Source organism: Rhodococcus sp. NPDC055024, from assembly GCF_053608585.1.
The window spans coordinates 386,914-401,123 of record NZ_JBSGVT010000001.1 but is presented as its reverse complement, the minus strand read 5'-3'; the positions used below and the strand labels follow the sequence as shown (position 1 = coordinate 401,123).

Sequence of the window (14,210 nt, the reverse complement as noted above, 5' to 3'; positions counted from 1 at the left end):
CTTGAGAGGACGTGTTATGGAACGCCGCCGCAACGTTGCGCAGCCGCCACAATCGCCGATTGCGGATCTGGAGCAGATGCCTGCCCTGATTCTCCTCGACAGGCTTCCGGTGCCGGTCATGGCCGTTCACCGCGACGGCAGCATCGTTTTTGCCAATCCGTCCTTCGCTGACATGCTGGGATACCCCAAGAAGGCCGTCTCGGCGTTGCGTTTGCAGGACATTCTTTACGACAAGGATGCCGACGACGTCAGTGCCGAGCAGGCCCATCGTGAACTGAGTTCCGAACCGGGCTCGGTCAAGGAGTTCGTGCACTCGGACAGCACTTTGGTGCGGGCGACGGTCAGCCAGTCGCTGCTTCGCCGTGACGACGACACGATCACCCTTGCCGTCCTCCACGATCTGACGGAGCGCCTGTGGAACAACCCACGGCACATCGACGACAAGCCCACCAAGTAGTTCGAGTTACTTCCTGGATTTGACGGTTCGGTCCAGGCCGAGGGTTGCAGCAAGGGTGTTGACCACCCATTCTTCGTACTGTTGCCCGGTCCAACCCGCGCCGACCACGAGGTCTGTGTACGTCTCGGGGCTGAGCAGTGTCAGTGCCACGTTCACGGCTGTCTCGAGGTCGACGGTCGGCGCCTTTTCGACGATGCCGACCATCAGATGTTCCTGCACCGTGCGTCGCTGCGTGCGGTTGATTTGCCACAAGCGGGCGGCATCGTCGTCCGCGGAAGCAGCGGCGCGTAGTGCCAACAGGATGTCCGCGGTGCGCTCCAGAATCAGCCGCCCGTGGTGAACCTGAATCCGGAGTTGCCCGAGGGGATGTGGGGCGCCGAGTGCCGCCGCCACCCACGGTCGGTCCAGAGTTGCCGTCTTTTCCTCATCGCCCGCCACAGCCACGTCGAGCAGTGCTGACAGCACGCTCGGCTTGTTGCCGAACACGAAATAGACACTCTGCACCGACACGCCCGCCGCCGCGGCAAGCTGCTTGATCGTGGCGGCCGCGTAGCCGGGATCGACAAAAACTTCGCGCGCTGCCTCGATGATCTTGCGCCGCGCCGACGTATCTTCCCGAAGAACCTCAGTCATGATTAGAGTCTAACTCTAGAGTCGAACTCTAGCTACTCGGGAGGCGAAAAAATGACGAAGGTTCTTGTACTTGGTGGCTACGGTGCCGTCGGGATTCCCCTGATGAAACAACTCGCGAAGGTCCCCGAAATCTCCGCGTACTCCGCCGGCCGTGATCCTGCCCGCGCGGACGTCGTCGTTGATCTTAAAGAACCAGGCGCGTATTCGACTGTGGTTCGAGACTTCGATGTCGTGGTGAACGCGTCGGGTTTCGAGGACGTTCGCCTGGCCGACGAAGCGGTACGCGGCGGGGCGGCATTCGTCGACATCACGGCGACCTCGAGCTACTGCGAAGAATTGGAAGCGGTCGACGGACCCGTTCTGATCGGCGTCGGCTTGGCGCCGGGGTTGACCAGCGTCCTCGCAGCAGCGGCGCACCGACTCGGCGACGGGCCAGTGGACATCGTGATCGGACTTGGCGGCGGAGAACTACACGGGCCAGCAGCGACGGCGTGGACCTACGGGATGTTGGGCACCAGGTTTCCGGACCCAGACGGTCGATCGATCCGGAACTATTCCGGGATGAAGACGTTTCGAATGCCGGCCGACGCGACCGGGTACCGCACCGGTCCTGCTGTGCGGGCCGATTTTTCGGACCAGCATGCGTTGACGCGCGACCTCGGTGTGCCGGTCAGGACGTACCTGCGATTGGACACGACCGCTGCGACGCTCGGGCTCGCTGTCATGACGTGGGTACCCGCGCTCCGGAAGATAGTACCGAAGAAGCTGTGGGGCTCTGATCGTTGGGTCGCGATGGCCCGAACGGACACCGGTCCGGCGCTGTGGGTTTCGGGGCGGAGCCAGTCGGCAGCGACGGCAGCTATCGCCGCGCGCGCCGTGCAATTGATTCGAGACCGAACGATCTCGAAGCCGACGTGGTATCACTCGGTGGAGACGGCAGAGTCGTTGCAAGCGGCTGTTCCCGGTCCATTCCACCTGCAGAAGGGCGCACCATGAATACATCGTCCGCCGACACACGTCGGGTCGCTCTGGTCACCGGAGCCGCCTCGGGAATCGGTAGGGCCACCGTCGAACTGTTCGTCTCACGCGGGCATGCAGTTGTGGCCGTCGATGTCTCCGAACGCGGACTGGAATCTCTGAATCGACTCGACGGCGTCGTCACGGTGGTCGGTAGCGTCACCGAGGAGCAGGTCAACAAGGCGGCCGTCGATACCGCACTCGAACGTTTCGGCCGACTCGACGCTGCCGTCTTCAACGCCGGGACCGGAGGCACACCTCCGCTGGAGTCTCCCGATGCCGTCGAGAATGCCGACCGCATCATCGGCGTCAACCTTCGGGGTCCCATCCACGGACTACGGGCCGCGATTCCGGCCCTGCGCGCAAGCAAGGGTTCTGCCGTTTTCACGGCCTCCGTCGCCGGCCTGCGGGGCGATCCAGGCAACTGGGCATACAACGCCACCAAGGGCGCACTCGTGAATCTGGTGCGCGCCTTCGCAATCGACTACGCCGGCGTCGGCGTTCGGATCAACGCCCTCGCGCCCGGTCTGACCCGGACCGGTATCACCGCGAACGTTACCTCCGATCCGGCGGTGCTTTCCGCTATCGAGCGACGAATCCCTCTGGGCCGCTTCGCTGAACCTGTGGAACAGGCAGAGGCGATCTGGTTCCTCTCGTCCCCCGCGGCGAGTTACATCACCGGCACGACACTCGTCGTCGACGGGGGCCTCGATGCCAATCTCGGGATCCTTCCGCTGCCGGGCCAATCGCTCTGAACCTGGCCGTTCCGTGACGACCGAACCAGATCGACGACCAGTCGCGGGTAATTGACGGGTTCAGTGGTGGGCAAGCCAAAATTGGTGACATATCGGAGATTTGGCGCGAGCATGGAACAGCTCTCTCACTCACGCTGAGTTTAATCCGTGTTTACTCTTATGCGTCGCCTTAGAATTCCAATCGGTCATGAGAATCAGTGACAAGCTCCGGCTCGCTGGTCGGCAACCCTTCGACGCGACGGGGTGCCCCGGATGACGACCAGGCCGACGGGCACCCCCGTTCGGTCAGCGCTGGCTTTGAAAGAGCCCTTTGTAGAGAGCGAATACCTTGACTCGTGTTCATCGACGCGTTGGTGCGACCGGAGCTGTGGCGGTTACCTTCGCGATACTGTTGACCTCCTGCTCGTCCAAGGCAGACAGCACGCCGTTCGACGAGAATGCGACGCCGGTCTCAGGCGGCACGTCCACGTTCGGTCTCAACTCCGACGTCGATTGCGTCGATCCGCAACAAACCGGCAGCTCCGTGGCAGCGCTGGTCTCACGAAACGTGGTGGATTCCCTCGTCGCGCACGGCGAGAACAACGAGTTCACACCGTGGTTGGCCAGTTCCTGGACCGAATCCGAGGACGCGAAGCTGTACACCTTCACCCTGCGTGACGGCGTCACGTTCTCCGACGGAACTCCGGTCGACGCGGAGGCCGTGAAATTCAACTTCGATCGTGTTTCCAACCCGGCGACCAAGTCGGCGTACGCCAGATCGCTTCTCGGACCGCTCGATACGGTTACGGTGGTAGACGCGAATACAGTCAGCGTGGCGTTCACCGCGCCGTACCCGTCGTTCCTGCAGGGTGCTTCACTGCCGTTCCTCGGCATTCAGTCGCCGACGCATCTGCGCTCGACCGACAACGCGAACTGCACCACTCTGGTCGGGTCGGGGGCCTTCACCTTGGGCAACTACACCAAGGGCGTGGGATTCGAGTTGAATCGCCGAGACGACTACAACTGGGGCCCCGGATACGCCAAACATCAAGGTGCAGCCTATTTGGAGAAGTTAAATTTCCGCATCCTGCCCGAAAACGCCACGCGCCTCGGCTCTCTGGAGAACGGAGAGGTCGATGCCATCGCGGCCGTTCCGTCGGCGAATGCGCCGCAAGTGGACAAGGATCCGAACCTCCGTCTGATCAAGTACGAGAACCCAGGCATCAACTACAGCATCTTCCTCAACACCCAAGCCGCACCGTTCACGGATATTCGTGTGCGACAGGCTTTCCAGAGTTCGCTCAACTCCACCGACCTGGTCAAGAGCGTCTACTTCGACCAGTTGCGACCCGCCGACAACATCCTCGGACCGAAGACGCCGTACTACGACGCTACCGTCGCCGGCGACTGGGGATACGACGTCGACAAGGCGAATTCGCTTCTCGACGAAGCAGGTTGGACATCACGCGATTCCGACGGGTACCGGACCAAGGACGGTAAACGTCTGAGCATCCGATTCCCCTACGATTCGTCCAGCTACTTCGCCGAGAACGCGCCCCTGCTCGAGGCTTTCCAGGATCAGGTCAAGAAGGATGTGGGATTCGACTTGGTCATCGAGCCCGTGGACACCGGAACGCTGTCCGATCGTGCGGCGAAGGGGGACTACGAGGCGGCAGCATTGTTCTTCGTGCGACCGGAACCCGATATCCTCCGCACCGTCTTCTCCAGCGCATACGTACCGCCGAACGGTGGTGCATATGCACGCGCCGTCGACCCGGAACTCGACGCCAATCTCACCCGGGCCGCTTCCGTTCCCAACGGCCCGGAGCGCGAGGCGATCTACTCGTCGATTCAGCATCACGTCATCGACTCGGCGTACGTCGTTCCCGTCTACGTCCAGGCGTACCGCCTCGGCACGAACAACAATATTCACGGAATCTCGTTTGCCACCAACGCCTCACCGCTCTTCTACGATGCTTTCCTCACCAACTGAGCAGCGTCGACGCGCGGCAACCCTGTCGCGGCTGATCGTCGCCAAGATCGGTGCAGCGGTTCTGGTGGTGTGGGGCGCGGGCACTCTCACCTTCATCGCTCTGCACACCATCAAGGGTGATCCGGTGAACATCATTCTCGGCGGCGATTCGGTGGTCCGTCCGAGCGACCGCGAAGCAATTCGCGTCTCGTATGGACTGGACCGGCCGATCGTCGTCCAGTACCTCACCTATCTGAAGCGGGTGTTCACCGGCGACCTCGGAAACTCGTACCAGCTGCAAAGGCCGGTGACGGAGGTTCTGGGAGAACAACTCTGGCCTACCGTCGCGCTCGCCGTACCTGCCGTCGTGCTTGCAATCGTGATCGCCTCGGCGCTCGCATTACTGACTGCCGGCCGACCGCGTCTGCGGACTGTCGCGTCGGGGTTCGAGTTGTTGTCCGTGTCGGTGCCCACGTTCTGGATCGGTATTCTCCTGCTCTGGATCTTCGCTTTCGCCCTCGGCTGGTTCCCGGCCTCGAGCGCCAAGACCGACATCTCTCTCGTTCTGCCGATCATCACTCTGGCTCTGCCCATCGCCGGTTTGTTGTCGCAAGTTCTCCGGGACGGGGTGGAGGACGCACTTGCGCAGCCGTTTGTCGTGACTTCCCGCGCTCGCGGGGCCTCCCGTGCCACGGTCCTGCTCAGACACGTCTTCCGGCACGCTCTGCTGCCCGCCACCACCCTCGCCGCCTATTTCGTCGGGGCGACACTGGGTGGTGCCGTGCTGACCGAAACCGTCTTCGCACGACCAGGTCTGGGACGTGTCACACTCCAGGCGATCGGAGCGAAGGACATGCCGGTCGTGTTGGGGATCGTTGTCCTCTCTGCACTCGTGTTCATCGTGGTCAACACGCTTCTCGATCTGTTGTACGTGGTAATCGATCCGCGCCTGCGAAAGGGCTGATTCCGTGGCCACTCTCACCGCTGTACTGCGGCGTCCGTCGTTCGTCTTCCGAAACAAGCAGGGCCCGAGCCTCGGTACGACGCTCGCTCTGCTCTTTACTGCGATCGCTCTCGTGGCGGTCGCGGCACCGTCACTGCTCACCGGTGTCGATCCGAACGCCACCAACCCGGCCGCGCCCTTTGCCGGACCGGGATCGGCGCACTGGTTCGGTACCGACAACCTGGGCCGCGACATCTTCTCCCGAGTCGTGCACGGCGCCCGGTTCTCGTTGCTCATCGGACTGGGTGCCACCGCTGTCGCGGTGCTACTCGGCACTCTCGTCGGAATATCGGCGGTGCTCGGACCACGCTGGGTGCGAGCAGGTCTGCTACGAATGGTGGACATCACGATGGCATTTCCCGATCTGCTCCTGACCCTGCTCGTCATCGCCGTCCTCGGGCCGGGCCCGCGCAACACACTGATCGCGGTTGCACTGGGCATGGTGCCGCGTTTCGCGAGAGTTATTCGTGCTCAGACACTTCCGATCGCCGCTTCGGGATACGTGGAATCGGCCGTAGCGCTGGGCACCCCCCGTCGCCGGATCGTCGGCCTGCACATTCTGCCCAACGCACTGCTTCCCCTCGTCGCAGTTGCCACCATCAGCGTCGGAACGGCCATCATCTCGGTCGCGTCGCTCAGCTTCCTCGGTCTGGGAGTCAGACCGCCCGACGCCGAGTGGGGTGTCATGCTCGCCCAGGGACGAGAGTTCTTACGGCTGGCCTGGTGGGCATCCCTGTTTCCCGGTCTCGCGGTCGTGCTGACCGTGGTCTCCATAACAACTCTGGGTCGTCACGCGCAGCGCCGCCTGGCCGAACGAGGACTCGCGTGAACGACATAGTCTCCGTCACCAATCTGCAGGTGACCTTTCCTGCGAGGCGCGACCACCCCGCGGTGACCGCAGTTGCCGGCATCGACTTCCATCTCGCGGCCGGTGAATGCCTGGCGCTCGTCGGCGAATCCGGCTCCGGAAAATCCGTCACCGGACGCTCTCTGTTGGGTCTGGTCGGCGGCGACGCCCAGGTCAGCGCCGACAACTTCGTGATCGACGGCGACGACGTCTCCCGGTACGGAGACAAACAGTTCAAAGCGTTGCGTGGCAGAAAGATCGGTCTCGTCCTGCAAGATGCATTGGTTTCACTCGACCCACTTCGCACCGTCGGCCGCGAGGTGATCGAACCCATGTCGATCCACCGCACCCACCCCCGGCACGAACGTGTCGATGCCGCAGTGGAACTGCTGTCCGGGGTCGGCATTCCCGATGCTGCTTCTCGCATGGCGTCGTCCCCACACGAACTGTCCGGGGGACTCAGGCAGCGCGCACTCATCGCATCGGCGCTGGCCGCGAGGCCGAAGGTTCTGATTGCCGACGAGCCGACGACAGCCCTCGACGTCACAGTTCAGGCGCGCATCCTCACACTTCTGGACCGACTGCGACAAGAAGGTACGGCACTACTGCTCATCAGCCACGACCTCGCCGTGGTGGCGGCACTGGCTGATCGGATTGCCGTCATGCAACACGGGCGCATCGTCGAGCAGGGGCCGTCGCGACAGATCCTGACGGCACCTGTGCACCCCTACACTCGGACCTTGCTCGCGGCCAGTCCCAGCTCTCACACCCGTGGTCGACGCCTCACCGGCAACGGGGCGTTCACACGCGAAGATCTCTCTGCCGAACCGGTGCTGAGCGTCTCGGGAGTGAGCAAGATCTTTCACGGTCGCCGCGGTGAGACCAGGACAGCGGTCGACGACGTGTCTTTGACGTTACGGCGCGGCGAGGTCGTCGGCATTGTCGGCGAATCCGGATCTGGCAAGACCACCGTCTCCCGAATCGCGCTAGGGCTTCTCGTTCCGGATTCCGGAAACGTCACCTTGGATGGAACGCTCTGGAACTCCTCGTCCGGTGCTGTCCGAGAGAAAGATCGTCGTCCGCACCGCCGCCGGATTCAACCCATCTCGCAGGATCCCCTCGGCTCGTTCGATCCACGGTTCGACGTGGCGCGCCTGATCTCTCGTGCGTTGACCGAGTCCGGTGTCGACGGCGATCACCGGGGCCGGACGGTCGAATTACTCGAGCAGGTCGGCTTGGAGACCGCACATCTGAGCCGGTATCCGCGCCAACTCTCGGGCGGTCAACGTCAACGCGTTGCCATCGCACGGGCACTCGCCACCGATCCGGAGATCCTGATCTGCGACGAACCCGTCTCTGCCCTCGATGTCTCGATCCAGGCGCAAGTTCTCGACCTACTCCTGGAACTGCGCTCCACTCGAAAGCTCGCGCTGTTGTTCATCTCCCACGATCTCGGCGTCATCAGCCATATCAGCGACCACGTTCATGTCATGAAGGACGGTCGAATAGTCGAAAGCGGATCGGCGGAAGACATCTTCGCCCGACCCACCCACCCGTACACCCGAGAACTTCTCGATTCCATCCCCAGCCTGGAAGCGGTAGCACGATGACAGAGACCGTCACCGAACAAGCACTTTCCATTCAGCCGATCGTGGACGGGCACAACGATCTTCCGATCGCGTCGAAGTACAAGCGGGACTATTCGGTGGAAGGGTTGGACACCGGAGTTCCCGATCTGCACACGGACATTCCCCGTCTGCGGGCGGGCGGGCGGCGTCGGCGCGCAGTTCTGGTCGCTGTTCGTTCCGTCGAACACCAGTGAAGCCGAAGCGGTCCAAGCGACGTTCGAACAGATCGATTTTGTCCACCGTCTCGTCGCGCGCTACCCGAATGCGTTCGTGCTTGCCCGAACCTCCGCGCAGGTCCGCAGCGCGATCGCCGACGGCAAGATTGCCTCGCTGCTCGGCATCGAGGGAGGTTACTCACTCGGAAGTTCGCCGGCGATCCTGCGGATCTTCGCCGAACTTGGCGTCAGATACGTGACCCTGACTCACAACTCGAACACCGCGTGGGCCGATTCGGGAACCGACAACCCACGCCATCATGGTCTGAACGAACTGGGCCGCAATTTCATTCGCGAACTCAACGACGCCGGCGTGCTTGTCGACCTCTCGCACACCTCACCTGAAACCATGCACGCCGCCCTGGACGTCTCGACCGCACCGGTGATCTTCTCGCACTCGGGGGTTCGCGGAGTCACAGATCATCCTCGTAACGTTCCCGACGACGTACTGCGCAGACTGCCCGGCAATGGTGGTGTCCTCATGCTCACCTTCGTGCCGACATTTGTCTCCGCCGAGTACGCTCGCTGGTTCGACGGCGGAAGAGAGGGAACGTCGCCGCCCGCCGGGATCACCGAGGTTGCCGATCACATCGAGTACGCCCGCAAGGTCGTCGGGATCGACCACGTCGGGTTGGGCGGCGACTACGACGGCTACCCTGCCCTCGTGGACGGCCTCGAAGACGTGTCGGGATATCCGCGCCTGCTCGACGAACTGGTTCACCGCGGATGGACCGTAGACGAACTGGTCAAACTGAACGGAGCGAACATACTTCGGGTACTCGACGAGGCCGACGCGTCAGTGCGGCAACGGGATGGTGCGAGCCGGACGTCCGGCAAGACTGTCTAGTAGTCGGGACGAGCCGAGAAACGGCAATCCAGCGGCCGCATTGGTGAGACAGCCGGGAACGACGACACGGACGACATGCAGGCCGGTGCGGAGAACATCAGTTGTGGTGAGATCGACCCATGCCGGTCTGAAACCAGCTGCAGTCAAGGCATTTTCGGTAGCAGTGGGTGACGTCAAAGAGTCGAGTTCCACCTCGCCGACGACGGCATCTGCCAGCTCACTCTCGAATCGTGTTTGGATCTCCGGGTCCAGGTGGAGCTGCAAGTGGCACCCGTAATCCATGACGTCGGCAAAGTCCGATCGGTAGACCTCCGCATAGTGGCGGTCCGACCGCCAAGGCGCAAGCGGGCTGGTCGGGGAGGCCGCGGCTCGGCCGATGCCGCTGTCGGGGTCGTCGTAGTCGGCGGAAAGGAGTTGCAGCTGAAGCGCTTCGCCGAGTGACTTGAACGCAGCCGTCTGCGCGTCTTCGTGGCAAGCGGTACCCATCGTCGAGTATCCGGTCAGTCGATCGCAAACCAGGGCGCCCAGGACGGGGATCCCGAAATCACTCTCGAATGCCAGCCATCTGGTCGAGAGGCTGTCGTGATTGCCCAGCCGACGAAGCACCTCGGGAACGCCGGTGACAATCCGAACACCACGCCGCCCGGTCCAGGACAGCGTCATCGCGTCTCGTTCGACTATCTCGCGCAAGGCATTGTCGATGGCGAACTTCACCGAGGGCCCGGCAGCAAGACCCGCCTGAGCCACTGGCGAGATCACACGTCCGGTCCGGGCGACGTAGTGCGGATACGAACCCCAGACGAGTTCCGCCGGTACCCAGACATCCGAATCCGTGGTCAGGTCGATTCCGCGAGTCCAGTCCATCTCGAGATTCTCAGTTGGTTCGACAAACGGGAACGCCGGCCGCGCGTACTGGGTGGCGTCGAAACGCGCGAGCTGAGAAAGGTCGATGCTTGCTCCGATCAACGCGGTAGCGGACCCGCGGACGATCGGTTTGGCGACGATGTTGCCGCAATATCGTTCCACCGCTTCGCCTATCGCGGCAGCGGTTGGTCGAGCACGGTTGCCGAGGTCGAAACAGTATCCGGCACCGGCCGAGTCACTGGACCAGGGTGAAAAGCGTGCCGAATCGCAGACATACGAGTGAATCAGCTTGAACTCGGGTGGAAAGTGCTGGGGAACAACGGCGTCGACCAGCTCTCGAATGATCCCAGTTCGGCGGTCGACGAGCGAAGATGTCATGCGAGGGGGACCGGCAGATGCAGATGGGTGGTCGATGCGCTGGTCAATCTGCTACCTCCAAGAAGGGGAAAGGCTGCCGGGGCGTTGTTGTACAGGCCCGGAGTCAGAACGCGGACGACGTGCAACCCGGCAATCGAGATGTCGCCGGTGGTGAGATCGACGGAAATCGGCTGGTGTCCCCGTGAGGTCAGAAGCGCTACGAGAGAAGCCAGATCCACCGGCGCTTCGACGGGAATCTCTGATACCGAGAGTGTTTCGGTGTAGTCGAAGAGATGTTCCTCCGCGGCTAGCGCCATCGTGGGATCAAGATACAGCTGGGCGACGGTCGGCAGATCGACGACGTCTTTCAATTGCGGATCGAACTCGTCCCGGTAACGACGGTCGGCCCGAAAGGGTTTGTACAGGTGCGCCGGCAGCGTTCCGTCCGCCACGCTGCGCCAGGTCGGCCCGTCGGGGTCGGCGAGGTCGATCGTGATGGCAAGTACCGCGTACGCCTCGACCAGTGCCTTCGAGACTGCCGCATCCACCGTCGGTCGACAAGCTGTGCCCAGCGCGACCAGTCCACGTCGGTCATCGCGGATCCACGCTGCGGCGACGGGAATGCCGAAGGGGGAGGGAAGCAGCAGCACTCGAACGCTCCGGGTCTGGCTCTCCAGATCCCCGAGTTGGCGGTGCGCAGGCAACCGCTCCCAGTCGGAAAGCTCGATCGCCGGCTGTGACCGGTCCCCGCACCACCACAGCGCGGTGGCATCGCGTTCGAGAAGTTCCAGCAGAGCTGACATCTCGGCCTCGTCGCGTGAGCGTCCCGCTGCGATTCCGGCGTACTGCAACGACGCGATCGGTGGCTCGCAGCGACGGGTGCCTGTGTAGTACCCGAGATAAGTCAGGGCCGCAGGCACATAGGTGGGCACTTTCTCGTCCATGGTGTGACCGAGTGCCCAGCGAATGTTCAGATCAGAGGTGAAGGGAACAAAGGGGAATCCGGGAAGGCGGTACTGATCCTCGCTGTACAACGCAAATTCAGCGGGATCGACGACCCGTGAGCCGGCCAGTTCCAGCGCTGACGCACTGCTGCGGACCAGATCCTCGGGGACCACGTTGCCGCAATATCTTTCGACGGCCTCACCGGTCGCCGCCCCGCGAGCTGCTGCATCGTCGCGTATCGAAGCCCCGAATCCGTAAGGGTCCGCGCGAAACAGTGAACCGCTGCCACCGAAGTTTCTGGTGTCGGCCACCCTCGCGGCCCAACCGACCCAGCCTGTCGGCATGTCCGAGCGAATGTGTAGTTCCAGTGAGGTCAGCACGCCGCTTCGGGCGTCGACCAGCAAGTCATCCACCGTCAGTTCCTCCGCGTATCGGCAGGGTCAACGACCCGGAAAATGATTGGTGCAGTGCGGTACTGCGTGTTCCTCGATAGCGATCACCGTCTCCGAGATTGCGTGCGAGTCGTGGGAAGTCCGAGCCGGCGATCCGCAGCGTCAAGACATCACCCGCGCGCACAGTGTGCAACACGGGATCCAGATCGATTGTCACCATCGTCGGCTGCAGGCTGACGCCCGCGCCCCGTGCGATCGACCTGGTGACTCCAGCGGCATCTACAACGCTCAGCTCGACGATCCAATCGGCTTCGCCCTCGGGCGAGTGCACTTTCAGCTCCACCGATGGTGTTCCGGAGAGTACGGAGTCGTGCTTGATATCGAAAGTCCAGAAAACACAGTCGTTTCGGGCCCTTGAGGCGTCATACAGGAAGGTGTAGACCGCATCCTTCCGATCTGGTTCGAGACGAACGCAATTCGCACCCGTGACATACGGCGCGATCGACCAATTGCCGGCGCCTCGGTCGAATACCCGATTGATGGTCAGGGGCCGCGCAGCGATTACCGATTCCATCCACTCGACCTGAAGGCGGCCGAAACTTGTCTCGCCGACCCTTCCCGGGCGGAGGTCATGTGCCCAGGGACCCACGATCAAACTTTGTGGCCCGTGCCCCACGGATGCAAAGTGCCGAAGCGTCTCCCGGATCATCGCATCGTCCCAACCGCCGACGTGCAGTCCGGCGACATCGAGCTCGGACAATTCGCCTGCGGAGACGAGATCGTCGCTGCCGTACGGTTCGCGTTCACGAGCCCGGCTGATCGGCGTCCTCCAACCTGGTGAATCGGAGGTCAGACCGACTTTCTCGATCATCGACTGCACCGGGAGATGTTCCAGCAATGACGAATCCGAGCGCATCAGGGCAGGGATGAAACCCTCACGAGAGGAAGCCGAATCTCCGTGCTCGCCCCACCACGCCAGATGCTCGGCGAGGAGAAGTATCCCCGAGGGATCACGTTTGACGCGATCACTTCCGATGGTCGGCACTTTGGAGACGACGCCGCCAACGCGAAATGACCGATCGGCGCTGTTGGTCTCGGCGGCAAACGCCCAGGCAGTTCCTGCCGCGTATGAAGCGCCGCTTGCGATGACGCACTTCGGAGTCCACGGCTGATCCTGCAGCCACTCGGCGAGGGCGGCGCCGTCCTCGCGCTCGTGGACGTACGGTTCCCAAGACCCGGCGGAATCGTGTCGTCCGCGTACGTCCTGACAGATGAAGGCAATTCCTCGCGATCGCCATTCGAGTCCCTCGGCCAGATGCCACCCGCGCCCGTACGGGGTGCGGATCACGATCAGCCCGCGAGGTGAAGACTCTGATGGGAGAAGCACATCCGTAGCCAGCGAAGAACCGTCCGCCGCTGGGATCTTCACTCCGAGTGAGATCACCGGAGCGTCGGCGAGGGTTCGAGAACGCCGCCTGGCAGTGGTAGCACGGGATGGCGAGTCATCATGAGGGTTCGCGGATTCATCCGGATCTGGTGGTGAAGGTGTGATGGCGGCGCGCCATGCGCACCAGCCACGACGTCCGAACATGCAAGCGCACTGGCCATTGCGGCTGCGGTGGGTGAAAGTTCAAGCGGGCGAGGGTCGCTGCCGGCGAGGTGATTCCACAGCGCCTGCAGATGTTCCGGGACACGCGACGCGGCAAGCCGTCGACCGCAGACGTCCCGGTAGCTTGCGCTGTCGATACCGTCGAAGAACGGGCCGATGCAGATCTCACCCAATTCCGTATGGACGCGTTGCCACGGTGTTTGGTTTCGGCGGCACCAGGTATCGAGTTCCGACCACTCGTCGTGAGGAGGAGCGTCAGCAACCGAGAATACGAGGTCCGACGATGCCACGTCGGTTTCGTCAGGCGCAGTGGTGGATACGACGTCGAGATCCGGAAGAGCCCTGGAGAGCAGAGCGATGCAGGCATCGACTACGGGTCCGATCCCGTCCATCAGCACACGCTGTGGACCCGGAATCTCCAGCACGTCGCCTGGAACAACCAGCACGCCGCGAGCGACGAGAGCGTCGGCGATCTCGCTCGCGCCGGCACCGAGCAGCGAACTCGACCGCCGGAGGAAGTCGTCGAGTTCTGCGAGATCTTCGGCAGGAGCACCGATCGTGACTGCGTTCTCGTCCGGTGTCAGGTAATGCCAAGTACCGTCCGGTGTCGGATACAGCTGGTGTCCGTCGGCGAGGGCGTACACGGATCTCCTTGTCGGTGCCCGCACCCGACGAGTCGGATGCGGGCGG

14 protein-coding genes and 1 riboswitch are annotated in these 14,210 nt (G+C 62.9%); of the genes, 9 read left to right on the top strand and 5 right to left on the bottom strand.

Going from position 1 to position 14,210, the window contains the following annotated elements; genetic code table 11:
* The first annotated feature begins 16 nt into the window (after positions 1-16).
* Complete coding sequence (locus tag ACWF6P_RS01840) at positions 17-457, top strand: PAS domain S-box protein (RefSeq protein WP_003943598.1); 441 nt, start codon at positions 17-19, stop codon at positions 455-457.
* A 6-nt stretch (positions 458-463) separates the two neighbouring features.
* Here the strand turns inward: ACWF6P_RS01840 and ACWF6P_RS01835 are convergent, their stop codons facing one another.
* Entirely contained in the window at positions 464-1,090 is a 627-nt protein-coding gene (locus tag ACWF6P_RS01835; protein WP_283305739.1) for a TetR/AcrR family transcriptional regulator, read from the bottom strand.
* Positions 1,091-1,141: 51 nt separating this feature from the next.
* Here ACWF6P_RS01835 and ACWF6P_RS01830 point away from each other — a divergent pair, with 51 nt between their 5' ends.
* The 8 genes from ACWF6P_RS01830 (at position 1,142) to ACWF6P_RS01795 (ending at position 9,353) form a co-directional block, all read left to right on the top strand.
* Positions 1,142-2,086: a hypothetical protein gene (locus ACWF6P_RS01830; protein ID WP_452619755.1), complete on the top strand. Its 945-nt coding sequence runs from the start codon at positions 1,142-1,144 to the stop codon at positions 2,084-2,086.
* The gene (locus ACWF6P_RS01825; protein WP_378536353.1) at positions 2,083-2,862 is read left to right on the top strand and encodes an SDR family NAD(P)-dependent oxidoreductase; all 780 of its coding nucleotides are present in this window, start codon (positions 2,083-2,085) and stop codon (positions 2,860-2,862) included. The genes ACWF6P_RS01830 and ACWF6P_RS01825 overlap by 4 nt, the downstream gene beginning before the upstream one ends.
* A gap of 183 nt (positions 2,863-3,045) precedes the next feature.
* Positions 3,046-3,159: riboswitch (SAM riboswitch) on the top strand.
* Between the two features lie 70 nt (positions 3,160-3,229).
* Positions 3,230-4,834, top strand: a complete 1,605-nt coding sequence (locus tag ACWF6P_RS01820) for an ABC transporter substrate-binding protein (protein ID WP_452619754.1) — start codon at positions 3,230-3,232, stop codon at positions 4,832-4,834.
* Complete coding sequence (locus ACWF6P_RS01815) at positions 4,815-5,777, top strand: ABC transporter permease (protein ID WP_452619753.1); 963 nt, start codon at positions 4,815-4,817, stop codon at positions 5,775-5,777. The genes ACWF6P_RS01820 and ACWF6P_RS01815 overlap by 20 nt, the downstream gene beginning before the upstream one ends.
* A 4-nt stretch (positions 5,778-5,781) precedes the next feature.
* Positions 5,782-6,645: an ABC transporter permease gene (locus tag ACWF6P_RS01810; protein ID WP_378633357.1), complete on the top strand. Its 864-nt coding sequence runs from the start codon at positions 5,782-5,784 to the stop codon at positions 6,643-6,645.
* A complete protein-coding gene (locus ACWF6P_RS01805) occupies positions 6,642-8,273 on the top strand; it encodes a dipeptide ABC transporter ATP-binding protein (protein ID WP_452619752.1) in 1,632 nt (543 codons plus the stop codon). The genes ACWF6P_RS01810 and ACWF6P_RS01805 overlap by 4 nt, the downstream gene beginning before the upstream one ends.
* Entirely contained in the window at positions 8,270-8,485 is a 216-nt protein-coding gene (locus ACWF6P_RS01800) for a hypothetical protein (protein ID WP_452619751.1), read from the top strand. The genes ACWF6P_RS01805 and ACWF6P_RS01800 overlap by 4 nt, the downstream gene beginning before the upstream one ends.
* Positions 8,397-9,353, top strand: coding sequence for a dipeptidase (locus ACWF6P_RS01795; protein WP_452620429.1), 957 nt, complete (start codon positions 8,397-8,399; stop codon positions 9,351-9,353). Before ACWF6P_RS01800 ends, ACWF6P_RS01795 begins: the two co-directional genes overlap by 89 nt.
* Here ACWF6P_RS01795 and ACWF6P_RS01790 read toward each other — a convergent pair.
* The 4 genes from ACWF6P_RS01790 to ACWF6P_RS01775 are packed head-to-tail and all read right to left on the bottom strand — an operon-like array spanning position 9,303 to position 14,164.
* On the bottom strand, positions 9,303-10,595 hold the full coding sequence (locus ACWF6P_RS01790; protein ID WP_452619750.1) for a YcaO-like family protein: 1,293 nt from the start codon (positions 10,593-10,595) through the stop codon (positions 9,303-9,305). The two genes, ACWF6P_RS01795 and ACWF6P_RS01790, sit on opposite strands and share 51 nt — an antisense overlap.
* Entirely contained in the window at positions 10,592-11,932 is a 1,341-nt protein-coding gene (locus ACWF6P_RS01785; RefSeq protein WP_452619749.1) for a YcaO-like family protein, read from the bottom strand. Before ACWF6P_RS01785 ends, ACWF6P_RS01790 begins: the two co-directional genes overlap by 4 nt.
* Positions 11,925-13,340, bottom strand: coding sequence for a CocE/NonD family hydrolase (locus ACWF6P_RS01780; RefSeq protein WP_452619748.1), 1,416 nt, complete (start codon positions 13,338-13,340; stop codon positions 11,925-11,927). Before ACWF6P_RS01780 ends, ACWF6P_RS01785 begins: the two co-directional genes overlap by 8 nt.
* Before the next feature lie 11 nt (positions 13,341-13,351).
* A complete protein-coding gene (locus ACWF6P_RS01775) occupies positions 13,352-14,164 on the bottom strand; it encodes a hypothetical protein (RefSeq protein ID WP_452619747.1) in 813 nt (270 codons plus the stop codon).
* Between the last annotated feature and the right edge of the window lie 46 nt (positions 14,165-14,210).